This is a genomic window from Nocardioides sp. NPDC023903, from assembly GCF_040639295.1.
Lineage (GTDB): Bacteria > Actinomycetota > Actinomycetes > Propionibacteriales > Nocardioidaceae > Nocardioides.
Map to the genome: position 1 here is coordinate 384,261 of NZ_JBEZZS010000001.1, position 24,437 is coordinate 408,697.

General features: G+C 70.7%; 19 protein-coding genes. 10 read left to right on the plus strand and 9 right to left on the minus strand.

Annotated elements, in window-relative coordinates:
* Positions 1–6: 6 nt before the first annotated feature.
* Genes AB0F44_RS01920 through argC form a run of 5 tightly spaced genes read right to left on the minus strand, consistent with a single transcriptional unit; the run spans position 7 to position 4,592 of the window.
* The gene (locus AB0F44_RS01920) at positions 7–534 is read right to left on the minus strand and encodes an arginine repressor (protein ID WP_350658012.1); all 528 of its coding nucleotides are present in this window, start codon (positions 532–534) and stop codon (positions 7–9) included.
* On the minus strand, positions 531–1,454 hold the full coding sequence (gene argF, locus AB0F44_RS01925) for an ornithine carbamoyltransferase (RefSeq protein ID WP_357352114.1): 924 nt from the start codon (positions 1,452–1,454) through the stop codon (positions 531–533). The genes AB0F44_RS01920 and argF overlap by 4 nt, the downstream gene beginning before the upstream one ends.
* On the minus strand, positions 1,451–2,626 hold the full coding sequence (locus AB0F44_RS01930) for an acetylornithine transaminase (RefSeq protein WP_357352116.1): 1,176 nt from the start codon (positions 2,624–2,626) through the stop codon (positions 1,451–1,453). The genes argF and AB0F44_RS01930 overlap by 4 nt, the downstream gene beginning before the upstream one ends.
* Entirely contained in the window at positions 2,623–3,561 is a 939-nt protein-coding gene (gene argB / locus AB0F44_RS01935; RefSeq protein WP_357352704.1) for an acetylglutamate kinase, read from the minus strand. Before argB ends, AB0F44_RS01930 begins: the two co-directional genes overlap by 4 nt.
* Positions 3,561–4,592 (minus strand): N-acetyl-gamma-glutamyl-phosphate reductase, encoded by a 1,032-nt coding sequence (argC, locus tag AB0F44_RS01940; RefSeq protein WP_357352118.1) that lies wholly within the window; start codon positions 4,590–4,592, stop codon positions 3,561–3,563. The genes argB and argC overlap by 1 nt, the downstream gene beginning before the upstream one ends.
* A gap of 80 nt (positions 4,593–4,672) precedes the next feature.
* Between argC and AB0F44_RS01945 the strand changes: the two genes are divergently transcribed.
* From AB0F44_RS01945 to AB0F44_RS01960, 4 genes are all read left to right on the plus strand, one after another.
* Positions 4,673–5,506 carry a maleylpyruvate isomerase family mycothiol-dependent enzyme gene (locus AB0F44_RS01945; protein ID WP_357352120.1) on the plus strand — a complete coding sequence of 278 codons (834 nt, stop codon included), beginning with the start codon at positions 4,673–4,675 and terminating at the stop codon, positions 5,504–5,506.
* Between the two features lie 10 nt (positions 5,507–5,516).
* Positions 5,517–6,071 (plus strand): TIGR00730 family Rossman fold protein, encoded by a 555-nt coding sequence (locus AB0F44_RS01950; RefSeq protein WP_357352121.1) that lies wholly within the window; start codon positions 5,517–5,519, stop codon positions 6,069–6,071.
* 91 nt (positions 6,072–6,162) lie between these two features.
* Positions 6,163–7,167 carry an ATP-binding cassette domain-containing protein gene (locus tag AB0F44_RS01955; RefSeq protein ID WP_357352123.1) on the plus strand — a complete coding sequence of 335 codons (1,005 nt, stop codon included), beginning with the start codon at positions 6,163–6,165 and terminating at the stop codon, positions 7,165–7,167.
* A gap of 1 nt (position 7,168) precedes the next feature.
* Entirely contained in the window at positions 7,169–7,987 is an 819-nt protein-coding gene (locus AB0F44_RS01960; protein ID WP_357352125.1) for an ABC transporter permease, read from the plus strand.
* Positions 7,988–8,001: 14 nt separating this feature from the next.
* Here AB0F44_RS01960 and AB0F44_RS01965 read toward each other — a convergent pair whose 3' ends face one another.
* Positions 8,002–10,971: a BTAD domain-containing putative transcriptional regulator gene (locus AB0F44_RS01965; protein WP_357352127.1), complete on the minus strand. Its 2,970-nt coding sequence runs from the start codon at positions 10,969–10,971 to the stop codon at positions 8,002–8,004.
* Positions 10,972–11,124: 153 nt separating this feature from the next.
* Positions 11,125–12,243 (minus strand): FAD-dependent monooxygenase, encoded by a 1,119-nt coding sequence (locus tag AB0F44_RS01970; RefSeq protein ID WP_357352129.1) that lies wholly within the window; start codon positions 12,241–12,243, stop codon positions 11,125–11,127.
* Between the two features lie 148 nt (positions 12,244–12,391).
* Between AB0F44_RS01970 and AB0F44_RS01975 the strand changes: the two genes are divergently transcribed.
* From AB0F44_RS01975 to AB0F44_RS01985, 3 genes are all read left to right on the plus strand, one after another.
* Positions 12,392–13,369, plus strand: coding sequence for a GntR family transcriptional regulator (locus AB0F44_RS01975; RefSeq protein WP_357352131.1), 978 nt, complete (start codon positions 12,392–12,394; stop codon positions 13,367–13,369).
* Positions 13,366–14,397: a beta-eliminating lyase-related protein gene (locus tag AB0F44_RS01980; RefSeq protein WP_357352133.1), complete on the plus strand. Its 1,032-nt coding sequence runs from the start codon at positions 13,366–13,368 to the stop codon at positions 14,395–14,397. Before AB0F44_RS01975 ends, AB0F44_RS01980 begins: the two co-directional genes overlap by 4 nt.
* A 61-nt stretch (positions 14,398–14,458) precedes the next feature.
* The gene (locus AB0F44_RS01985) at positions 14,459–16,666 is read left to right on the plus strand and encodes an acyltransferase family protein (RefSeq protein ID WP_357352135.1); all 2,208 of its coding nucleotides are present in this window, start codon (positions 14,459–14,461) and stop codon (positions 16,664–16,666) included.
* 66 nt (positions 16,667–16,732) lie between these two features.
* Here the strand turns inward: AB0F44_RS01985 and pheT are convergent, their stop codons facing one another.
* Both pheT and pheS read right to left on the minus strand, forming a co-directional pair.
* The gene (pheT, locus tag AB0F44_RS01990) at positions 16,733–19,222 is read right to left on the minus strand and encodes a phenylalanine--tRNA ligase subunit beta (RefSeq protein ID WP_357352137.1); all 2,490 of its coding nucleotides are present in this window, start codon (positions 19,220–19,222) and stop codon (positions 16,733–16,735) included.
* Complete coding sequence (pheS, locus tag AB0F44_RS01995) at positions 19,219–20,340, minus strand: phenylalanine--tRNA ligase subunit alpha (RefSeq protein ID WP_357352139.1); 1,122 nt, start codon at positions 20,338–20,340, stop codon at positions 19,219–19,221. The genes pheT and pheS overlap by 4 nt, the downstream gene beginning before the upstream one ends.
* 162 nt (positions 20,341–20,502) lie before the next feature.
* Here pheS and AB0F44_RS02000 point away from each other — a divergent pair, with 162 nt between their 5' ends.
* Genes AB0F44_RS02000 through AB0F44_RS02010 form a run of 3 tightly spaced genes read left to right on the plus strand, consistent with a single transcriptional unit; the run spans position 20,503 to position 24,437 of the window.
* The gene (locus tag AB0F44_RS02000) at positions 20,503–21,300 is read left to right on the plus strand and encodes an ABC transporter ATP-binding protein (protein ID WP_357352141.1); all 798 of its coding nucleotides are present in this window, start codon (positions 20,503–20,505) and stop codon (positions 21,298–21,300) included.
* 27 nt (positions 21,301–21,327) lie between these two features.
* A complete protein-coding gene (locus AB0F44_RS02005; protein WP_357352143.1) occupies positions 21,328–22,341 on the plus strand; it encodes an iron-siderophore ABC transporter substrate-binding protein in 1,014 nt (337 codons plus the stop codon).
* Positions 22,338–24,437 (plus strand): iron ABC transporter permease, encoded by a 2,100-nt coding sequence (locus AB0F44_RS02010; protein ID WP_357352145.1) that lies wholly within the window; start codon positions 22,338–22,340, stop codon positions 24,435–24,437. The genes AB0F44_RS02005 and AB0F44_RS02010 overlap by 4 nt, the downstream gene beginning before the upstream one ends.

The following is a 24,437-nucleotide window of genomic DNA, read 5'->3' on the forward strand; positions in this document are numbered from 1 at the left end:
CGAAACTTACGGAATGTCTGTGGTCTTGCCGGCGAGGCTGAGGAAGCGGTTGACGAGCGCAGCGCCGCCCTTCGGCTCGCGGCCGATGACGAGCACGGTGTCGTCGCCGGCGATGGTGCCGAGGATGTCGGGATATTCGGCCCGGTCGATGGCGGAGGCGAAGTACTGGGCACCCCCTGCAGGAGTACGCAGCACCACCAGGTTCCCACTGCCGTCGGCGCTCACCAGCAGCTCGCGGGCGAGTCGGCCGAGCTTGCTGCGACCGCTGGCCGACTCCCCCGGTGCGACGGCGGTGCGGTCACCGCCCTCGCCGGGAACCGCGTAGACCAGCGCACCGGAAGGAGCCCGCACTTTCACCGCGTCGAGCTCGTCCAGGTCACGCGAGAGCGTCGCCTGGGTGACGTGGACCCCGTGGGCGAGCAGCGCCTCGGAGAGCTCGGTCTGGGACCGGATCTCCCGGCCCCAGATGATGTCGGCGATCAGGGACTGGCGCGCGCCCTTGGTCGCGGGCCGCTGGGTCTCGTTGGTCGTCATCGTCGCTCCCACAGGAAGGCCAGGATCGCCTTCTGGGCGTGGCGCCGGTTCTCCGCCTCGTCCCACACCAGGCTCCGCGGACCGTCGAGCACCTCGGCCTCGATCTCCTTGCCGCGGTAGGCGGGCAGGCAGTGCAGCACGACGGCGTCGGGGTCGGCGTGGCCGAGCAGGCCGGTGGTGAGCGCGTAGGGCGAGAACACCGCTGCCCGCGCGGCCGCCTCGCTCTCCTTGCCCATCGAGACCCAGGTGTCGGTGATGAGTACGTCGGCCCCGGCTGCCGCCGCGACCGGGTCCGAGGTCACCGTGACCGAGCCGCCGGTCTCCTCGGCGATCTCCTTGGCCCTGACCAGCACCTCCGCGTCGGGCGCGTAGCCGTCCGGGGCTCCGAACCGGACGTGCATCCCGGCGATCGCCCCGGCCAGCGCCCAGGAGTTGCCCATGTTGCAGGCCGCGTCACCGAGGAAGGCCGCGGTCAGGCCAGCCAGGGATCCCTTGTGCTCCCGCACCGTCAGCAGGTCGGCGAGCAGCTGGCAGGGGTGGAACTCGTCGGTCAGCGCGTTGATGACCGGAACCCCGGCGTACGCCGCCATCTCCTCGATGCTCGACTGCGCGAACGTACGCCACACGATCTCGCCCGCCTGCCGACCGAGCACCCGGGCGACGTCGGCGACCGACTCGCGTTCGCCGATCCCGGCCAGGCGGCCGTCGACGAGCATCGAGTGACCGCCGAGCTCAGCGATCCCGGAGGAGAACGACGCCTGCGTGCGCAGAGTCGGCTTGTCGTAGATCGTGGCCACGGTCACCGGTCCGGCGAGCGGCTTGGCGGCGTAGGGGTCCTGCTTCATCTCCGCCGCGAGCGCCAGCACCTCGGCCTGCTCGGCCGGGGTGAGGTCGTCGTCGCGGAGGAAGTGTCTGGTCACTTCTTCTCCTCCGCCGCGTCCAAGATCGCGGGCCAGGCGGCCAGGAGGCTCTCGGCGTCGTCCTCGGTGAGCACGAGCGGCGGGACGATCCGGATCCGCTCGGGCGTCGCGTTGTTGAGGATGAAGCCCGCCTCGAGGGCGGCCGCGGCGACAGCACCCGAGTCGAGACCGGCGAGAACCACTCCGATGAAGAGGCCCTCGCCGTCGACCCTGGCGACCCGCGGGTCGGCGGCGAGACCGTCGCGCAGCTTCTGGCCGAGCACGGTGACGTGCTCGAGGAGCCCGTCGGCCTCGATGGTGTTGATCACCGCGAGGCCGGCCGCGCAGGCGACCGGGTTGCCACCGAAGGTGGTGCCGTGGTTGCCGGGCTCGAAGAGTGTCGCGGCCCGGCCCAGACCGATGCAGGCACCGATCGGGAAGCCACCGCCGAGGCCCTTGGCGAGGGTGACGATGTCGGCGGTGATGCCGGAGGTCTCGTGGGCGAACCAGCGACCGGTGCGGCCCAGGCCGGACTGCACCTCGTCGAGCCAGAGCAGCGCGCCGTGCTCGTCGGCCACTGCCCGAGCGGCAGCCAGGTAGTCGGCGGGCGGCACGATGACGCCGGCCTCACCCTGGATCGGCTCGAGGATGATCGCCGCGGTCTCGTCGGTGACCGCAGCCGCCAGCGCCTCGGCATCGCCGTAGGGGACGAACGTGACCTCGCCCGGCAGCGGCTCGAACGGCGCCCGGTAGGCCTCCTTGGCAGTCAGCGCCAGGGCACCCATCGAACGCCCGTGAAAGGCGCCCTGAGCAGCCACGATGTGCTTCCGCCCGGTGCGCCGGGTCAGCTTGAAGCCCGCCTCGTTGGCCTCGGTGCCGGAGTTGGTGAAGAAGACCCGGCCGGTCTCGCCTCCGGGAACCCGGGCGAGCAGCGCCTCGGCCAGCTCGACCTGGGGGTGGGAGGTGAAGAAGTTGGAGACGTGGCCGAGGGACTCCATCTGGGAGGTCACTGCGGAGACCAGCGCCGGGTGGGCGTGGCCGAGCGCGTTGACGGCGATGCCGGCCAGCAGGTCGACGTACTCCTTGCCGTCCTCGTCCCACACGTGGGCGCCCTCGCCTCGGGTGAGGACCAGCTTGGGAGCGCCGAAGGTGTTCATCAGGGCGCCGGCGTAGCGCTCAGAGTACGTCGTCATTTGTCGAGCTCCCTTGCCTTGCGGGTCTTGGTGGTGACGCCGGGGAGCACCTGGGTGCCGACCCCCTCGGCGGTGAACAGCTCCAGCAGTACGGCGTGCTCGGCGCGACCGTCGACGACGGTGGCGCGCTTGACGCCGCCCTTGACCGCCTCGAGGCAGGCGCTCATCTTCGGGATCATCCCGCTGGCCAGCTCCGGGAGGATGCTCTCCAGCGCCTCGGGGCTGATCTCGCCGATGACCTCCTCGGGGTCCGGCCAGTCGAGGTAGAGACCCTCGACGTCGGTCAGGACCAGCAGCTTCTCGGCTTCGAGCGCGACCGCCAGGGCCGAGGCAGCGCGGTCGGCGTTGACGTTGTAGACGGCGCCGTCCACGTCGGGCGCGACGCTGGAAACCACGGGGATCCGGCCGGCCTGGATGAGGTCGAGGACAGATTCGGGACGTACGTCGACGACCTCGCCGACCTGGCCGAGATCGACCTCCTCACCGTCTATGACGGTGCTGGCAGGCTCGGCGGTGAAGAGTCCAGCGTCCTCGCCGGAGAGTCCGACGGCCAACGGGCCGTGCTCGTTGATCAGCCCGACGAGCTCACGCTGGACCTGGCCGACCAGGACCATCCGCACGACGTCCATGGCCTCCGGGGTGGTCACCCTCAGCCCGCCGCGGAACTCCGACTCGATGCCGAGCCGGCCAAGCATGCTCGAGATCTGGGGGCCACCGCCGTGCACGACGACCGGCTTGAAGCCGGCGAATCGCATGAAGGCGATGTCCTCGGCGAAGGCACGCTTGAGCTTGTCGTCGGTCATGGCGTTGCCGCCGTACTTCACCACGACGATCTTGCCGTGATACTCCTTCAGCCACGGCAGCGCGCCGGCGAGCGTACGCGCCTTGGCGGGGTCGGGCCGACCGGGCTCGTGGGCGACGGTCTCGAGATCGATCACGGGGCCACTCCAACCGTGGTCAGGCCGGTGGTCTCCTCGAGGCCGAGCGCCAGGTTCATGCACTGGATCGCTCCCCCGGCGGTGCCCTTGGCGAGGTTGTCCTCGGCGCCGACGACGACCAGCCGCCCGGCGGCCTCGTCGACGGTCACCTGCAGGTGGACCGCGTTGGAGCCGAGCACGGCCTGGGTCTGGGGCCACTGGCCATCGGGGAGCAGGTGGACGAAGGGCTCTTCGCCGTACGCCTTCTCATAAACCGCACGCGCATCGGCGGCCGTCACGCCCTCGCCGAGCTTGGCCGAGCAGGTGGCCAGGATGCCGCGCGGCATCGGCACCAGCACCGGGGTGAAGGAGACCGACACCTCGCCGTCGACCAGTCCGGAGAGGTTCTGGACGATCTCGGGGGTGTGCCGGTGGACGCCACCGACGCCGTAGGCGCTGACGTTGCCCATGACCTCGGCACCGATCAGGTGCGGCTTGGACGACTTCCCCGCGCCGCTGGTGCCGGTGGCGGCGACCACGACGACCTCGGGCTCGACGATGCCGGCCTCGACCGCCGGGGCGAGGGCCAGAGTGGAGACAGTCGGGAAGCAGCCCGGCACCGCGATCCGGTTGGCCGAGGTGAGCGCGCCCCGCTGTCCGGGGAGCTCGGGAAGACCGTAGGGCCAGGTGCCGGCGTGGTCGGTGCCGTAGAACTTCGTCCACGTCTCGGCGTCGGCCAGCCGGTAGTCGGCGCCGCAGTCGATCACGACGACGTCGTCGGGAAGGCCCGCCGCGATCGGCCCGGACTCCCCGTGCGGCAGCGCCAGGAAGACCACGTCGTGACCGGCGAGGGTCTCGGCGTTGGTGGGCTCGAGGACTCGGTCGGCGAGCGGGATCAGGTGGGGCTGGAGGCTCCCCAGGGTCTTGCCCGCACTGGAGGCGGCGGTCAGGGCGCCGATCTCCACCTCGGGGTGGGCCAGCAGCAGCCTGAGCAGCTCACCTCCGGCATATCCACTGGCACCGGCGACGGCGACGCGCTTCTTCGTCATGTGTATGAACATACGTCAGGCTGCATGCATCTCGCAAAACCCGTTCGGAGATTGAGACGTGGGCCCTTAGTGTTCGCTCCATGACAACCCGCCTCACCCCCACCGCCTACCTCGACCACATCCGGTCGGAGTCGGCGCGCTTCCGTGCCGTACTCGCAGACACGGACCCCACCGCCCCGGTTCCGACCGCTCCGGAGTGGACCGCCGCCGACCTGCTGTGGCACGTCGCCGCCGAGGTGCAGCACTTCTGGACGTACGTTCTGGAGAGTCGGCCGGCCGAGCCCAGCAGCGAGACCTACTCGGAGCCGGAGCGCCCGGAGGACGCGACCTACCAGGACCTGCTCGCCCACTTCGACGAGCTCAACGCCAGGTTCCTCAAGACCCTGGAGCAGACCGGGCCCGAGGAGCCCACCTGGTCCTGGTCGCCGGACCAGACCGCCGCGTTCACCTACCGCAGGCAGGCCCACGAGATCCTCATCCACCGCCTCGACGCCGAGCTCACCGCCGGCGCCGTGACGCCGCTCGACCCGGCCCTGGCCGCCGACGGGATCGACGAGATCCTCGACGTGTTCTACGGCGGTAAGCCCGAGTGGGCGAGCTTCGCCGGAGGCGGTCAGTACGTACGCGTCGACGCGGTCGACACCGACACCCAGACCTGGGTCGAGCTCGGCCTCGTCTCCGGCACCCGCCCCAACGGCGACAGCCTCGAGGACGAGCCCGACCTCAGCGTCGTCTCTACGGACGACGTCCCCGCCGGGACCGAGCCGGACGCCGTCGTCGAGGGCACCGCGGCCGACCTGGACGCCTGGCTCTGGCGCCGCCGTGACGACGAGGGCATCAAGGTCACCGGCGACAAGGACGTCTACGAGCGCTTCCGCGCGTTGACGAACCAGGCGATCACCGACGACGACTAATCTCACGCCCATGATCAAGCACCTGGCGGTCTTTCTCGGCTCCCGCGACGGCAACGACCCGGCGCTCATGGAGAAGGCTTACGAGGTCGGCAAGGGCCTCGCCGAGCGCGAGATCGAGCTGGTCTACGGAGCGGGCGGCGGCGGCCTGATGGGCCAGATCTCCCAGGGTGCGATCGACGGCAACGGCAAGGTCTTCGGCGTGATCCCACGGTTCATGGTCGAACGCGAGTGGGGTCGCGTCGAAGGCGCGCCGGGGATGCAGACGGTCGTGGTCGACACCATGCACGAGCGCAAGGCGCTCATGGCCGAGCGCGCGGACGCCTTCCTCGCGCTCCCGGGCGGGATCGGCACCCTCGAGGAGCTCTTCGAGGTCTGGACCTGGCAGACCCTCTCGCTGCACGGCAAGCCGGTCGGCCTGCTCAACATCAACGGCTTCTGGGACCCGCTCGTGGAGATGATGGAGCGCATCGCCGCGGCGGGCTTCCTGCACGGCTCCCCCGCCGAGTCGCTGGTGGTGGGCGAGGACCTCGACGACGTCCTCGCCCGCCTCGACGCAGCCCGCTGAAACCGGCACTGAAACCGGCACTGAAACCGGGCCGGCAGTCGTGAAACCACGGTGAAGGCGCCCTGAAACCGGCGCCCCACACCCTGGGAGCATGACAACAACCACCGAACTGGCCGTATCGGCCTCAGGTCTGGTCAAGACCTTCGGAGACTTCACCGCGGTCGACGGGATCGACCTCGAGATCCGCCGCGGCGAGGTCTTCGGCGTGCTGGGCCCCAACGGCGCCGGCAAGACCACCACCTTGAAGATGCTCGCGACCCTGCTCCCGATCGATGCCGGCAAGGCGGAGATCTTCGGGGTCGACGTCAAGGCGCACCCCCACCAGGTGCGTCAGCTCGTCGGCGTGACGGGGCAGTACGCCTCCGTCGACGAGAACCTCACCGCCACCGAGAACCTGGTCCTCTTCGGCCGCCTGCTGGGCATGTCCGGCAAGTCCGCCCGGGCCGCCTCGGAGGAGCTGCTGGAGTCCTTCGGGCTCCAGGAGGCCGCCAAGCGGCAGATCTCGAAGTTCTCCGGCGGGATGCGCCGCCGCCTCGACCTCGCTGCCTCGCTCCTGTCCCGCCCGCCGCTGATCTTCCTCGACGAGCCGACCACCGGCCTGGACCCACGCACCCGGGGCCAGATGTGGGACACCATCCGTACGCTGGTCGCCGGCGGCTCCACCGTCCTGCTGACCACGCAGTACCTCGACGAGGCCGACCAGCTCGCCGACCGGATCGCGGTCATCGACCGGGGCGTCAAGGTCGCCGAAGGCACCTCGGAGCAGCTCAAGACCTCCGTCGGCAACTCGACGCTGCACCTGCGCCTGAGCGACAAGACGCAGGTCGCCACCGCCGCTGCCGTGGTCGAGAAGGTCACGGGCGATCACCCGGTGCTCACTCCCGAGGCGGGCGGCGTCAACGTACCGCTGGCCGATGCCGACCGGGCCGCAGACGTGCTCATCGGCCTTCGCCACGCGGGCATCTCCATCACCACCGCCAACGTGCAGCAGCCGACCTTGGACGAGGTCTTCCTCGCCCTGACCGGTCACGGCACCGAGAGCTCAGACGACGCTACCCGCACCGACACCGACATCCACACCGAGGAGGTGGCCTGAGATGGCTGCACTGATCTCCACGTACGCCGTCGCCGACCGCCCGCTCAAGGCCCGCCCGGGCGTGGGCGAGACGATAAGCCAGACGCTGACCATGGCCCGCCGGGCGTACATCAAGATGATGCGCAACCCCGAGCAGTTCTTCGACGTGACGATCCAGCCGCTGCTGTTCACCGCGATGTTCGCCTACATCTTCGGCGGCGCGATCTCCGGTGACGTGAAGTCGTACCTGCCGACCATCATCACCGGAATCCTCGCCCAGACCGCGCTGACCGCCTCGATGGCTCGCGGCACCCAGCTGCGCGAGGACATGGACAAGGGCGTCTTCGACCGGTTCAAGGCGCTCCCGATCGCCCGGATCGCGCCGCTGGCCGGACCCGCCGTCGCGGACCTGCTCCGCTACGGGATCGCGGCAACGCTGACCATCGTGGTCGGCCTGCTGATGGGCTACCGGCCCGGTGGCGGCGTCGGCGGGGTGCTCGCCGGCTGGGCGCTGACCATCTTCGCCGGCTGGTCGCTGAGCTGGATCTTCACCTGGCTCGGCACGGTCCTGAAGACGGCGGGCGGGGTGCAGGGCCTGGGCATGATGATCATGTTCCCGCTGACCTTCCTCTCCCCCGCGTTCGTACCGAAGGAGACCATGCCGGACTGGCTGCAGCACTTCGTCGACGTCAACCCGGTCACGCTGGTCATCAACGCCACCCGGGACCTGATGAACGCCGGCGACGTCACCCTGAGCGTCGTGTGGGCGCTCGTCGGCTGCGCCGCGGTCGTCGCGATCTTCGCGCCGCTCTCGGTGTGGAGCTACAGCAAGAAGCTCTGACCGGCTCGCCGGTCTCAGCCCAAGCGCGCGATGACGCCGCGGGCCTCGTCCAGCAGGGCGAGCCCGCGGCGTTCGCCGTACTCCTCCGAGACCCGCTCGAGTACGCCCGGCGCGAGCCGGGTCGCGTCGGCGACCGCGAGCTCCCAGCGCATGTCCAGGAACGAGCGGGAGTAGCCGAACCGGTCGGCCAGCACCACCAACCGTACGGACTCCTCGCGCGGCAGCGCGTCCCGCAGCAGGCCCCACAGCCCGAGCGCGAGGAACACCATCCCGGTGACGGGATAGTCCTGAGCCCTGCGCTCGTCGGAGACGAGGCGCGGCGCTTTGGCCACCAGGGCGCCGAAGAGGTCTGAGCCCTCGGTGCCCTCAGCGTGCCGGGCGCAGGTGACGACGGTGACCGCCTCGGCCGCCACTCGCCACGGCACCAGGTCGGGGTCGTCGGTGAATCCCGGGAACGGCAGCTCGCCCATCGAAGCCACCACCTCGCGGAACAGCGCCAGCCCCTCGCCGACCCGTCCCTGGGCGAGGAGGAGCTGAGCGCGGGCGCCGTGGACGGCGCCCCGAGAGCCGAAGCCACCGCGCGGCTGTTCCTCAGCGAGCTCGGCCAGCATCTCAGCCGCCTCCTCGAGGCGGCCCTGCTCGACTGCGTACGTCACCAGGATGGCGTGGGTCTGGACGAGGTCGTCGTCGGCACCGAGACGGCGCAGGACCGGGACGGCCTCGCGGGCATGCTCCGCTGCCTCGCCGAGACGGCCGAGCTGGGCATAGAGGCCGCTGAGCTGGGCGTGCAGCATCGCCTGTGGCCACAGTCCGCCGTCGGTGCCGGTGAGGCGCAGCGCCTCCCTCCCCGCGGCAACGGCGCCCTCGGGGTCGCCGAGGTTCTCCCGCTCGTGGCTGAGGAAGGTGTAGGCACGAGCGCGCACCTCCGGGTCGGGGTCGGTGACCAGGTCGGCCAGCTCGTCCTCGAGCGGCCGGCCGGCTCCGGCGACGGTGCCGGCCATCGCCTGCATGACCTTCAGCATCACCCTGAGCTGTGGGTCCGCGGCCTCGGCGCCGACCCGGTCCAGGATCGTCATCAGGCGCTCGAGACCGGAGCCACCGGTGACGGCGGCGCCGAAGAGCAGCAGGGCCAGTACCAGCCGGGTCTTCTCCAGCAGCTCGGGAGGCGGCTCCCACTCGGCGAGCAGATCAGCGACCGGCCCGGCCAGCATGATCACCCGCTGGTGCTCTCCCGCGATGGTCCAGAAGACACCCATCGCGCAGAAGAGACGGATCACGGACTCGGCTTCGTCGTCGGCCAGGACCTGGCGCAGGATGTCGGCGAGGTTGCTCTCCTCGGCGCGCAGCTCGTCCATGGCGTCGAACTGCTCCGGGGAGTAGATCCGGCCGGCGCTCGCGTCCGCGTAGTCCCGCGCCCACGCGCGCTGCGTGGCGCGAGCCGCGGTTTCCTCGCCGGCGTCGATCAGCTGCATCCGGCCGAACTCGCGGACCGTCTCGAGCATCCGGTAGCGGAATCCCAGCGGTGCGTCGACGACCGTCAGCAGCGACTGATCGACGAGCTCCTCGATCGCCGCGAACGTGTCGGCGCCGAGCATCGCCTCGGCGGCCGCGAGGGTGAACCCGTCATGGAAGACCGAGAGCCAGCGCATCGCCCGCCGCTCGCGTTCGGAGAGGAGGTTCCAGGACCAGTCGATGACCGCGACCAGGGTCTGGTGGCGGTCGGGAGCGCTGCGGTCGCCACCGCGCAGCAGCTCGAACCTGTTCTCCAGCCGCCGCGCGATGTCGTCGACCGACATCGCGCGCACCTTCACCGCGGCCAGCTCGATCGCCAGCGGCAGGCCGTCGAGCCGGGTGACGATCTCGTCGACCCGGACCTCGTCGAGGTGGACACCGGGCCGCGCGGCGACGGCGCGGCGCCGGAACAGCTCACTGCCGTCGTACGTCCCCAGCCGACCGAGCGGGTAGACCCGCTCCGCGCCGATGGCGAGCGGGCTCCGGGAGGTGGTCAGGACGGTCAGGTCGCGCGCCATAGCGACCAGGAACGCGACCAGGTCGGCGACGGCGGCCACGATGTGCTCGCAGTTGTCGAGCACGAGCAGGGTCGGCACGCCGTCGAGCTGCTGCGCGATCCGCGACCGCACGTCGGCCCGCTGGTCGGGGGTGAGCCGGTCGCGGTGGGCGACCGAGTCGCGTACGCCGAGAGCCGAGCCGACCTCGCTGACCAGGTCCTCGGGAGCGGTCACGCCGACCAGCTCGACGAAGTGGATCACCGGCTCCTCGGCGTCGTGGGCGATCACCTGGGCCAGGCTGGTCTTCCCCAGCCCGCCGGGCCCGAGGATCGTGACGACCCGCGAGCTCTTCAGCAGGGCGGAGACCTCGGCGGCGTCCTGCTCGCGGCCGATCAGCACGTCGGCGTCGTGACGCAGCCCCGAGCGCACCGGGCGGTCGCGCGCGAGCAGCTCGGCATGGACGGCCCGCAACCGCGGGCTCGGGTCGACGCCGAGCCCGTCGGCCAGCCCGGTCCGGTACGCCTCGAAGCGCTCCAGCGCCGCCGGCACACCGTGCACCGCGGCGACCGCCCTCAGCACCGCCTCGGTGACCTCCTCGTCGGGGTCGAGACCGAGGAGCCGTTCGAGGAGCGGGAGCGCCTCGGCGTACCTCTTCTCAGCGGCCAGCCTCAGTGCCTCGGGACGCAGCGACCAGGCGTCGACGTCGCCGGCCTGGAGGTTGACGCGGTAGCCCCGCGGCGTACGTTCGATGGCGCCGGAGTCGGTCGCCGCCCGGGCGCGGGAGACCACCACCTGGAGCGCCTTCGAAGGGTTGGCCGGCACGTCGTCGCGCCCCCAGACCGCCTCGACGAGAGCAGCCTCCGAGGCGCCCCGCGGACCGGCCTCGACCAGCGCGCGCAGCAGCGCCCGGGTCCGCTCGCCGGCCACCGGCGCGCCCGCCCAGGTGACCTCGTCCAGCACACTCAGCGTCGTCACAGCCGCCATTCTGTCATAGCGATATATCGCGTACGTACGGGATCGATCCAGCTTCTTCTCGACGTGCCGCCCGCATGTAACACGTCGTTCGTAGGACTGCTCGCCCCATTAGATAGGGCGAGTAGTCCTACGAACAACGTGTTACCCCGCGTCCTAGCCGGCCGCGTCGAGGTCGATCAGGTTCTTGACTGCATCTAGGCGCCGCGTCGACTCGTCGGGGTCGACGGTGCGGCGGTCGATGAGGGCTAGCTCCTGGTTGGCCTCGACGAACGGGCGCATCCGCTTCTCATAGGCGACGAAGGCCTCGCCGTGATCTGCGGCGCGACCGAGCTCGAGGGCGAGCACGTAGGCGCCTACGAGGGCGAGGCTCGTGCCCTGACCCGAGAGCGGCGCGGCGCAGTGGGCCGCGTCGCCGAGGAGGACGGTGCGTCCGCGCGACCAGGAGTCGATCTTGATCTGCGCCATCGCGTCGAAGTAGAAGTCCTCGGCGGTCCACATCCGCTCGATGAGGTTGGGGACCTCCCAGCCGAACCCGGTCACGTGCTCGGCGAGGAGGCGCCGCTGCGCCTCGATGTCGTGGTGGTCGTAGTCGATGGGGTCGGCGGCGAAGCCGAGGAAGACCCGCAGCTCCTGGTTGTCGCGCACTGTCATCACGGCGCCACCGTCGCTGCCGTTGTTGATCCAGGTCTGCCAGCGGTCCATGCCGAGGAAGTTCTCCTGGCTGAACACCGACAGGTAGGTGCCGAGGTGGTGGATGTAGTCGGCCTCGGGGCCGAAGACGAGCCGTCGGGTGTTGGAGTGGAGGCCATCGGCGCCGACGACGAGGTCGAAGCGGCGCGGGGCGGCGTGCTCGAACTCGACCAAGACCCCGTCGGCGTCCTCACGGATCGCGGTGATCGAGTCGCCGTAGATGTGTTCGACGCCGTCGAGACGCCCGTGGACGAGGTCGACGAGATCCTCGCGGAGGATCTCGATGTCGTCGGAGCCGAGCTGCCCCGAGGAGAGCGCGAACTCCTCCGAGCGCATCAGCTCATTGCCGTCGGCGTCGAGCATGTTCATGCCGTTGGAGACGTTCTTCAGCGCCCGGGCCGGGGCTTCGAGCCCCATGCGACGCAGGACGGTGAGCGCGGCGCCGCGTACGTCGACGGCCTGGCCGCCGCGACGCAGCGCCGGTGCGCGCTCGACGACGACGGGAGTCAGGCCCTGCTCGCGGAGCCAGAAGGCGAGGGCGGTGCCGGCCACGCTGGAGCCGGAGATGAGGACAGTGGTCATGTGAGTTCCTTCGGATACGGCGTATATCTGGGTCCTGACGGACCGTAGCGAACATGCCTCTGACCTGGCAATACATAACTTGATCTGGACTAGCACAGTGGTTCTATGACTAGAATCTGTCCTAGCACAGAGAAGAAGGAGGGCCACCGTGGCCGGCTCGACCGAACCGACGTACGTCCGCATCGCCGCCGAGCTGACCCGGCGCATCGATGCCACCGAGATCGCCCCTGGCGACAAGGTGCCCTCGACCCGACAGCTCGCCCAGGAGTTCGGCGTCGCACTCGCGACCGCGACGAAGGCCCTCGACGTCCTCCGCGCCGAGGGGCTGGTGATCACCCGCCCCCGGTCAGGCACGGTGGTCGCGCCCCGGGACGACGCCTCACGGACCCCCACGGCGAAGGCCCTCACCCGCCAGCGCATCCTGGTCGAGGCGGTCGGGATCGCCGATGCCGAGGGACTGGACGCGGTCTCGATGCGCGCTGTCGCCGGCCGCTGCGGCGTCGCCCCGATGTCCCTCTACCGCTTCGTCGAGGGCAAGGACGAGCTGGTCGCGGCGATGGCCGACGCGGTCTACGCCGCCTCGCCGTTCACCCTCGATCCGGACGCCCCCTGGCGCGAACGCGCCGAGTCGCTCGGCCGCGAGCTGTGGCGGCTGCACCGCAACCACCCGTGGCTGGGCCGCACCCAGCCGCTGACCCGGCCGATGATGCTCCCCAACCTGCTCCGCTTCGGCGACCGGCTGCTCGGCGCGCTCGAGGGTCTCGGCCTGCCACCGAAGACGCAGTTCGACATGCATGTGCTGCTCTACAACCACGTCGCCGCGCTGGCGGCGAACATCGAGCGCGAGGACGAGGCGATGTCCCAGACCGGGGTCTCGGCCGACGAGTGGACCGATCGTCAGTACGTCCCCCACTTCAGCGACGACGCCTTCCGGACCCGCTTCCCCCACGTCGCCCGCCTCTTCGGCCCGACCGCCCTGCTCGCCGACGGCTACGACATGGACCTCGACGAGCTCTTCGACCTCGGCTACGGCCTTCTCCTCGACGGCATCGAGGCGTACGCACGACGGCATCGCGAGCGACCCGCTGACCGAGGCGACCAGGCGATCGCCAGAATGGGTCCGTGACCGTCGAACTGCGCTCTGACAACGCCGCCTCCGTCTCCCCCGCGATCATGGAGGCGATGGCCGCCGTCAACTCCGGCTCCGCGCTCGCCTACGGAGGCGACGAGGTCACCGCCGCACTGGAGAACCGGGTCCGGGAGGTCTTCGAGCACCCGACGGCGCGGGTGTTCCCGGTGCTGAGCGGCACCGCCGCCAACGCGCTCTCCCTCTCCGCGCTGACCCCGCCCTGGGGCTCGGTGGTGTGCCACGAGACCGCGCACATCCTGAGCAGCGAGGGCGGAGCGACCTCCTACCTGAGCGGCGGCGCGGTCATGACGGGCGTCGCGGGCGAGGGCTACAAGATGGCGCCGGAGGCGCTGCAGGCCCACCTGGACGGCGTACGTTGGGGCGACCCGCACCACTCTCAGCCGGCCGTCCTGTCGCTGACCTCACCGTCCGACTACGGCACGGTCTACTCCGTCGCGGAGATCTCCGAGCTCACCGGGATCGCGAAGACCCGCGACCTGCGGGTCCACCTGGACGGCGCCCGATTCGCGAACGCCGTCGTGGCCACCGGCGCCGCGCCGGCCGACCTCACCTGGCGGGCCGGCGTCGACGTACTCTCCCTCGGCGCGACCAAGAACGGCGCACTCTCGGCCGAGGCGATCGTCTGCTTCACCGACGCTCCCGCAGACGAGCTCGTCTACCGCACCAAGCGCAGCGGCCATGTCACCTCGAAGATGCGCTACCAGTCGGCCCAGCTGCTGGCCTACCTCAGCGACGACCTCTGGCTCCACAACGCCCGCAACGCCAACGAGCGGATGGCCGAGCTCGCGGCCGGCCTACGGACGGCAGGCGTACGCATCACCAACTCCGTCGACGCCAACCTCGCCTGGGTGGACCTCCCCGAGGAGGCGGCCGACCGCCTGGAGGCGGCCGGGGTGCTCTTCTACCGGCTCGGCGGCCAGGTCCGGTTCGTGACGTCGTGGCAGACGACGAGCGAGGACGTCGGCACCGTCCTGAGCCACCTCGAGGCCGCCGACCCGAGCTGAGACACAGCCGCGAGGCCAAATCTGGGTATCCAAGGGGTGAACTCGGTAACCTTTCCCGCCTATGTCTCACGACCTCCAGGTCCCCCACCTAACCCCCAGCACGACCGTTTCGACCTCGCCTGCCTCCGCGCCGGCGAAACGGCTACGTGGCGACGTCCAGGGGCTACGCGCCGTCGCCATCCTCACTGTCCTAGCCGCCCACGCGGGAGTCTCCTGGTTCGCCGGCGGGTTCGTCGGCGTCGATGTCTTCTTCGTCATCTCGGGCTTCCTGATCACCCAGCAGCTCGTCGGTGAGCTCGGCCGCACCGGCCGGATATCGCTGAGACGCTTCTACGCGCGCCGGGCCCGGCGCATCCTCCCGGCCGCCACCTTCACCCTGGCGGTCACCGTGGTCGCTGCGGTGGTCCTGCTGGGCCCGGCGCAGGTCACCCCGCTCGCCGTCGACGCGGTCTGGGCCTCGGCCTTCGCGGCCAACATCCGGATGGCCATCGCCGGCACCGACTACTTCCAGGCCGAGCTGCCGCCCTCTCCGGTCCAGCACTTCTGGTCGCTGGCGGTCGAGGAGCAGTTCTACCTGGTCTGGCCGCTCGTCGCGCTGATCTGCATCGTCCTGGCGAGCAGGATCGGCCGCTCACGCGGTGCCGAGCGCGACAGCGAGCAGGGCTCGGCACGGCCCCGCAGGTTCCTGCTGGCCGCGATCGCGCTGATCACCCTCGCAAGCCTGGCCTGGTCGATCGTCCACACGCCCGGGGAGGCCACCGCGGCCTACTTCTCCTCGCTCACCCGCGCCTGGGAGCTCGGGATCGGCGCGGCTCTGGCGATCCTGGTCACCAGCAGCCGGGTGATGCAGCGGCTCGCGGGCCCACCCCTGGTCCGCGAGATCCTCGTCCTGGGCGGGCTGGCCGCGATCCTCTGGGCCTGCCTGGCCTATGACGAGGCCACCCCGTTCCCCGGCTACCACGCCGCGCTCCCGGTGCTCGGCTCCGCGGCCGTCATCCTCGCCGGGGCCATTCCCTCGGGCCAGACGACGACCGGCGCCCGGCTGCTGTCGGTGGCACCGATGCGGGCGATCGGTGACTGGTCCTTCTCGCTCTACCTGTGGCACTGGCCGCTCCTGGTGCTGCCCGAGATCGTCCTCCAGCGTGAGCTCACCTGGCCCGAGCGCGGCTTGGCCGTCGCGAGCGCGTTCGTGCTGGCGTACGTCTCCTTCCGGCTCGTCGAGGCTCCGTTCCGTGAGGGGGCGCTGTGGCGGCCGACCCGGCGCGCGCTGACCTTCTACCCGGTCAGCATCGCGCTCGTGGCGGCCATCGCATTCGGCGGCACCGCCTACGCCGACTATGAGGCCACCCGCGGCTCCTTCCAGCCGGCGATCACCCTGGCCGACGCACCTGCGGCCGATCCGTCGCTGGACAAGCAGGAGGCGCTGGTGCGGGCCTCGGTGCTCGCGGCGCGCGAGGACACGCCGGTCCCGACCGAACTGCGTCCCGCGCTCACCGAGCTCGACTCCCTCAAACCGGGCCGGACCAGGTGCGACTACACCGACGACTCCGAGCGCGACCTGTGCGTCGATGGCGACCCCGACGGGAAGCGGACGATGGTGGTCTTCGGGAACTCCCATGCCCTGCACTGGGTCCCGACGCTGAACGACATCGCGAAGAAGCATGGCTTCCGGACGTACTTCCTGGTCAAGAACCGCTGCGTCTCAGCCTCGATCACCACCGACCGCGGCGGAGAGAAGGACCCCTACACCGAGTGCGACGACTTCAACCGCTGGGCCTTCAAGCAGTTCCGCCGCCTCGACCCCGACCTGACCGTCGTCTCCACCGCCCCGCCGATCCAGGGCGTCTTCGACGAGGACGGCGAATGGGTCGGTGAGACCAGCAAGATCGACGAGCTCATGCGTCCGGCCTACGCCGACTTCCTGCGCCGCGTGGACAAGCACACGAAGCGTACGGTGCTGATCCGCGACATCCAGGGATTCGACGCCAACGCCGGCACCTGCCTGTCCCGCCCCGGCGCCACGCTGGGCGACTGCCTGATGGGCCCGGTCAAGTCGCGGGAGCGGTCGATCGACGTGCAGGTCCGGGCGGCCGAGAAGGTCGGTGTCGACGTCGCCGACATGAGCTCCTACTTCTGCTGGGACGGGTCCTGCCCCGCCGTCGTCGGCGACACCATCACCCACTACGACGGCACCCACATGTCACGCCAGTACGCACCCCAGCTCGCCGAGCCGCTGGCCCGCGAGCTGGGCATCCGCGGCCGAGGATAGCGGCCGTACGCAGCAGGGAGGGCCGCTCGCATCACGCGAGCGGCCCTCCCCGTTCTGGTCAGATCCTCAGCGCTGGACGGCGCCGGTGAGCTCGGCCGCCCTGGCGACCGCTGCGTCACGTGCGGCCGCCGTCTCCTCGGCCTTCAGCGTGCGGTCGGGAGCGCGGAAACGCAGCGCGAAGGCGAGCGACTTCTTGCCCTCGCCGACCTGGTCGCCCTCGTAGACGTCGAAGAGCCGCACCGTCTCCAGCAGCGGGCCGGCACCCTCGCGCAGCGCCGCCTCGACGGCGGCCACGGTGACGTCGACCGACACGGTCAGCGCGACGTCCTCCTTCGCGATCGGCATGGTCGAGAAGACCGGGCCGGCGGCGGTGGCGGGCACCTTCGAGATCAGGAAGTCGAGGTCGATCTCGACCGCTGCCGAACGAGCGGGCAGCCCGAACGCCTTACAGACGTTGGGGTGCAGCTCACCGGCGTGGCCGAACTCGACACCGTCGACGGCGACGACCGCGCAGCGACCCGGGTGCCACGGCGCCCGCGATGCCGAGGCGACCTCGACGGGGACTCCGAGCTCCGTGCCCAGGCGGCGTACGACATCGATGGCGTCGGCCCACGATGCCGTCTCGGCGGCGCCCCACCAGCCACCACGCGTACGCTCCCCGGCGAGCACGACTGCGAGGTGCAGCGGCTGGCGCGGGATCGCGGCGAGGAGCTTCTCGAGCTCTTCGGCGGTCGGGCGACGGTCGACGCCGTAGATCGGCGCGGCCTGGTCGACCGGGAAGGCGACGGTCGCGGTCTCGAAGAGCGCGACCCCGTCCTGACCTCGGGAGACGTTGCGCGCGGCGACCTTGAGCAGGCCCGGGAGCAGCGTCGTGGTGTAGCCGGGCTCCTCGCTGCTGAGCGGGTTGGCCAGCTTGACGGTGTGCCGCAGCACGTCGTCGGCGGGCAGTCCGAGGCGATCGAAGTCGGCCTCGCCCACGAACGGGAAGTCGACGACCTCGACCAGCCCGGCGCCGGCCAGCGCACGCCCGATCCGGCGGCGCAGCTGCTGAGCGCGGGTCAGACCACCACCGGTCGCCCGGCGCGGCAGCACCGAGGGAACCTTGTCGTAGCCGACGATGCGGGCGACCTCTTCGACGAGGTCGTAGGGGTCGGTGAGGTCGACGCGGTAGCTCGGGATGGTCGCGCGCAGCGAGTCACCCGACACGGCGACCCGCGCGCCGATCAGCTCGAGCGACTTCACCACCGTCGCCTCGTCGATGTCGAGCCCGATGATCCGGGCCGGCAGGTCGACCGGGATCGTGATGGTCCGGAACGGCTCGCGGGTCTCGAGCGAGGCCCCCGGCCCGACCTCGGAGACACCGACGGCCTGGCCGCCACCGTGCTCGACGAGCAGCTCGACGACGCGCTGGGCCGCGGCGGGCGGCAGCAGCGGGTCGACGCCGCGCTCGAAGCGCTTGGACGCCTCCGAGGGGAGCTTGTGGCGCTTCTGGGAGCGGAAGACGGTGGTCGGGTCGAAGTGCGCGGCCTCGACCACGATGTCCGTGGTCGACTCCGAGATCTCCGTGGACGCCCCGCCCATGACACCGGCGATGCCGATCGGGCCGGAGTCGTCGGTGATCAGCAGGTCCTGCTCGGAGAGCACCCGGACCACGTCGTCGAGCGTGGTGATCTTCTCGCCCTCGCTCGCCCGCCGCACCACGATGTCGCCGGACAGCTTGGCCCGGTCGTAGCAGTGCGTCGGCTGGCCGAGCTCCATCATCACGTAGTTGGAGACGTCGACGGCCAGCGAGATCGAGCGTACGCCGGTGGCCTCGAGCCGCTTCTTGATGAACTCGGGCGTCGGCGCGCTCGGGTCGAACCCCGTGATCACGCGAGTGACGAAGTGGTCGCAGCCGTCGTCCTCGAGCCGGACCGGGTAGCCCGACCCGTCGGCGACCGGGTAGTCGACCTGCGCAGGGTCGTGGAACGGTACGTCGAAGCCGAGCGCCGCGTCCCGCGCGATGCCGCGCATCGACAGGGCGTAGGCACGGTCGGGGTTGATCTCGAACTCGATGATCTCCTCGCCGAGCCCGAGCACCTCGCGGGCGTCGGTCCCGGGCGCGGGAGCGTCGGCCGGCAGCACGATGATGCCGTCGGCCTCCTCCCCCAGCCCGAGCTCGCGGGCGGAGCAGATCATTCCGGCCGACATGTGGCCGTACGTCTTGCGCGCCGAGATCTGGAAGTTCCCGGGCAGCACGCCACCGGGCAGGATCACGACGACCTTGTCGCCCGGCTTGAAGTTGTGCGCGCCGCAGACGATCCCCTGGGGCTCACCGGTGCCGTTGGCCTCACCGACGTCGACGGTGCACCAGTTGATCGTCTTGCCGTTCTTCTGCGGCTCGGGCTCCTGGGTGAGCACCTGGCCGACCACGAGCGGGCCCTCGATGCCGGCGCCGGAGGTCTCGATCGCCTCCAGCTTGAGGCCGAGCATGGTCAGCCGGTCGGTGATCTCCTCGATGCCGAGATCGGCGGGCAGGTCGACGTACTCCTTGATCCAGGAGAGGGGGGCCTTCACAGTTCACTCCCGAATGCAGTAGTAAGCCGGACGTCACCCTCGAAGAGGGTGCGCAGGTCGGACAGGCCGGTGCGGAACATCAGGGTGCGGTCGATGCCCATCCCGAACGCGAAGCCGCTGTACTTCTCCGGGTCGACACCACACGCCACCAGGACGCGCGGGTTCACGATCCCGCAGCCGCCCCACTCGATCCAGCCCTCGCCCTTGCAGGTGCGACAGGTGACGAGCTGACCGTCTCCGGCGTCGACGACCTGCGCGCCACGGCAGACGAAGCAGGTCAGATCGACCTCTGCCGAGGGCTCGGTGAAGGGGAAGTACGACGGCCGGAACCGGGTCACGATGCCCTCGCCGAACATCTGGGTGGCGAAGTGGTCCAGGGTGCCCTTCAGGTTCGCCATCGAGATGCCCTCGTCGATGGCGAGGCCCTCGACCTGGTGGAACATCGGCGAGTGGGTCGCGTCGTACTCGTCGGTGCGGAAGACGCGTCCGGGGCAGACCACGTAGATCGGCGCCTCGCGGGTCAGCATGGTGCGCGCCTGGACCGGGCTCGTGTGGGTCCGGAGAACGACGTGGTTCTCGGCCGGCTCGGTCCAGAAGGTGTCCTGCATGGTGCGGGCCGGGTGGTCCGGGCCCAGGTTGAGGGCATCGAAGTTGAGCCACTCGGCCTCGATGAGCGGACCCTCGGCGACCTCCCAGCCCATCGCCACGAAGATGTCGGCGATGTACTCCGCGCCGGTGGTGAGCGGGTGCCGCCCACCGGCCGGGACCCGGTCGGTCGGGAGCGTCACGTCGACGGTCTCCTCGACCAGCATCCGCGCCTCGTGCTCGGCCTCGAGCACCTTCTGGCGCGCGGCGAGCGCCTGGTTGACGGCGCCACGCGCCTTGCCGACGCGCTGGCCTGCGTCCTTGCGTGCCGCCGGTGGCAGCGCGCCGATCTCGCGGTTGGCCAGGGCCAGCGGCGAACGGTCACCGGCGTGGTCGAGCCGGGTCTGCTTGAGCTCCTCGAGACTGGTCGCGGCGTCGATGGCCTTCAGCGCAGCGTCGCGCGCGGCCTCGACCTCCTCTGCCTTCAAGGGGGTGACCTCTACCGGGTCATAGTCGGTGTTGGGACCGGACATCACTGGCTTTCGTCGCATCGAGTGTGTGAGCGACAGTCTAGGAATCCGGCGGCCCGTGACGCGAACCGGTAACCCGTGAAGGGTGTCGACGGTCCAGATTTAGCCGACCGAATGCCGGGCCCCTATGGACAGCCCCGGAAAGAGTTAGGCTAGCCTCACCTCATGCCTCCTGCCCTTTCCGGTCATGACCTCGTGCTCGGCTACGCCCGTGCCACCGTGGTCCATGGTGTCTCGATCGGTCTCGAGGCGGGTCGGGTGACCGCGCTGATCGGGCCGAACGGCTCGGGGAAGTCGACCGTGCTGCGCTCCCTGGCCCGGCTGCACCGGGTGACCTCTGGGTCGGTCCAGCTCGAGGGTGCCGACAGCGCGCCGCTGAACGCACGGGCGTTCGCGCGCAAGGTCACCCTGCTCTCCCAGTCCCGCCCGCACCCCTCCGGCCTGACGGTGCGCGACGTCGTCGGATTCGGGCGCCACCCCCACCGCCGGCGCTTCGCCGCCCTGACGGAGGAGGACTTGGAGAGCATCGACCGGGCGATGGAGCTCACCGGGACCGCCACAATGGCGGACCGGGCCGTAGACCAGCTCTCCGGTGGCGAGCTGCAGCGTGTCTGGCTGGCCAGCTGCCTGGCCCAGGACACCGGCGTACTGCTCCTCGACGAGCCCACCAACCATCTCGACCTGCGCTACCAGGTCGAGATCCTTGACTTGGTCCGCGATCTCGCGGACCACCACGGGACGGCCATCGGCGTCGTCCTGCACGACCTGAACCAGACCGCCGCAGTGGCGGACCAGGTCGTACTGCTGCACCACGGCGATGTGCACGCCGCCGGCGAACCCGCTGACGTGCTCACCGCCGAACACCTCTCTGAGGTGTACGGGCTCCCGATCGAGGTGACCTCCGATCTGGAGACCGGGCGCGTCCGGGTCGAGCCACGCGGCAGGCATCACGCCCGGCTCTGACGCCGGCGGACACGAAGAGGAAAGACGATGTTTCGACGTACGACCACTGCTGCCCTGACAGCGGCCGGCGCCCTGATGCTGGCCGCATGCGGACAGACGACGACCGCTGCCGAGTCCGGTGAGCCCGAGAAGAAGGCCACCGCCGGCTGCGAGGGTGTCGCGACCTCCACCGGCCCGGTCAGCCTCACCGACTCCTTCGGCAACAAGGTCGAGCTCGACAAGCCCGCCGAGCGCGTCGCCGTGCTGGAGTGGCAGCAGACCGAGGACCTGCTCAGCCTGTGTGTCGACCCGGTCGCGGTCGCCGACGGCAAGGGCTTCCGCACCTGGGACACCGCGGAGGAGCTCCCCGAGAGCGCCACCGAGGTCGGCACCCGGGGCGAGCCGAACCTGGAGACTCTCTTCGGCACCAACCCCGACCTGATCGTCGTCGAGGCCTACACGGCAGACGACGAGATCCTCAAGCAGCTCGCCAAGTACGACGTCCCCGTCCTCGCCACCAAGGGCGCCGACGCCAAGGACCCCGTCGCCAACATGGTGACCACCTTCGAGATGATCGCCGAGGCGACCGGTCGTGAGGAGCAAGCCGAAAAGGTCGTCGGCGAGTTCGAGGACAAGCTCGCCGCCTCCAAGAAGGCGGTCGAGGAGTCCGACGCCGCGGGCACCGAGTTCGTCTACTTCGACGGCTGGATCGACGGCGCCAACGTGGCGATCCGCCCGTTCGGCCAGGGCTCGCTGATCGGTGAGCTCGGCGAGGAGGTCGGGCTGAAGAACGCCTGGACGGGCGAGGTCGACCCTGCGTACGGCCTCGGGCAGACCGACATCGAGGGCATGACCACGCTCGGCGACGCCACCTTCTTCCACACCGGCACCGTCGACCCCGCCGGCGACATCAACGCCGAGCTGGCCAAGAACAAGGTCTGGAAGTCGATCCCCGCCGTCAGCGAGGGCCGCACCCACGCCTTCCCCGAGGGCATCTGGACCTTCGGCGGACCCCGCTCGGCCGAGCAGGTCCTGGACGCGTACGTCGACCTGCTCAAGTGACCGATGCCGTCAAGGCCCCGCGAGCGGGTGCCGGAGGCGCGTCTGTCGTCCTCCTGTGCCTGCTCGCCGGGCTGCTGCTCACCGCGTCCTGGCATCTCACCCAGGGCACCTCGGGCGTAGGGCCCGCCGACTTCCTCGACGCGCTGCTCGGGCGTGAGCAGTCCCACGGCGCGACCGCGTCGACGATGGAGATCATCACCGGGTCGCGGATCCCGCGGCTCGCCGCGGGCATCGCGGTCGGGTTCGCCCTCGGCGTCGCCGGGGCGCTCCTGCAGTCGCTCGCGCGCAACGCGATGGCTGCCCCCGACACCCTGGCGGTGACGGGCGGCGCGTACTTCGCGGTCACCCTGGTCGCCGCGTTCGGTCTGTCGGTCCCGCTGTGGGCCTCCGGCATCACGGCCTTCCTCGGCGGCCTCGTGGCCGCCGGGATCGTGCTCGCGCTGGCCGGCGGCGCGGGCACCTCGACGACCCGGCTGATCCTGGCCGGATCGGCGGTGGCGCTCGCGCTCCAGGCCGCTACCTCGACGCTGCTCATCCTCTACTCCGAGGAGACCACCAGCCTGTTCGCCTGGGGCAGCGGATCGCTGAGCCAGCTCGGGCTGCAGGCGTTCTGGCAGGTGGCGCCGGTGGTCGTGGTGGCGACGGTCTGCGGCCTGCTGCTCGCTCGCCGGCTCGACCTGCTCTCCGCCGGCGACGACGCCGCCTCGGTCCTCGGCGTCCCGGTCCGCTCGACCCGGGCGATCGGGACCCTGCTCGCGGTGCTGCTCACCGCGGCATCGGTGACGCTGGCGGGGCCGATCGGCTTCGTCGGGCTCTGCGCCCCGGTCCTGGTACGCCTGCTCGGCCGGGTCGTGCCGACCCTGAACCGGCACGCCGTCCTGATCCCGGCCGCCGGTCTCGTGGGCGCCCTCGTCGTGGTCGTGGCGGACGTCGTCGTCCGTGCGGTGCTCGGTGCGGACGAGGCCATGTCGGTGCCCACCGGGGTGACCACGACGATCGCCGGTGCGGTCGTGATGGTGCTCCTGGCCCGTGGCGGGCGCGACTCCGGTCCCACGCGCCGGCCACCCGGCGCCACCGTCACCATCCGCAGCCGGCTCCGGTTCATGGTGGTGCTGGTCCTGCTGCTCGCACTGACCGTCGGAGCCACGATCGTCGGCCTGCTCGCCGGTCATCAATGGCTCTACACCGGCGACATCGTCGCCTGGCTGCAGGGTGAGGGCATCCCGCTGGTCCAGTTCGCTCTCGACGAGCGCGCGCCCCGGGTCGCGGCCGCCGTCCTCGCCGGTGGGGCCCTCGCTCTCGCGGGCACCTTCGTCCAGGCCACCTGCCGCAACCCGCTGGCCGAGCCCGGGATCCTGGGCATCACCGGCGGCGCCGGGGTGGGTGCGGTCATCGTGGTCACCGGGCTCTCCTCCGGCTGGAGCGGCGGCAGCTCGGCCGCGGCGTCGACGTCCACCATGCTCATCGCCGCGACCGTCGGGGCGCTGGTCGCCTTCGGCGTCGTCTACGGCCTGGCCTGGCGGCACGGCATCGACACCGACCGGCTGGTGCTCATCGGCATCGGCGTCTGGTACGGGTCGGTCTCGCTCAGCACCTTCCTGCTGGTGCGCTCCAACCCGTGGGACACGCCGCGGATCTACACCTGGCTGTCCGGCTCGACCTACGGTCGCAGCTGGGAGCAGGTCATCCCGGTCGCGGTCGCACTGGCCGTCGCGATTCCCATCGCCTTCGTGGTGCGCCGCGAGCTGGACCTGCTCACACTGGACGACGACACGCCACGGCTGGTCGGAGTCTCCTCGGAGCGGGTACGGCTGCTGATCCTGCTGACCGCCGCGGTGCTCACCGCGATGGCGGTCTCCGCCGTCGGTGTCGTCGGCTTCGTCGGTCTGGTCGCACCGCACATCGCGCGCGCCCTCGTCGGCGGGCGCAGCGCGCGGGTCGTACCGGTCGCCATCCTGGTCGGGGCGTTGCTCCTCGTGGTCGCCGATGCCATCGGCCGCACCGCGATCAGTCCCGCCCAGATCCCCGCGGGTCTCGTCGTCGCGCTCATCGGCGCGCCGTACTTCATCTTCCTGCTGGCCCGCTCCAGGCCGTAG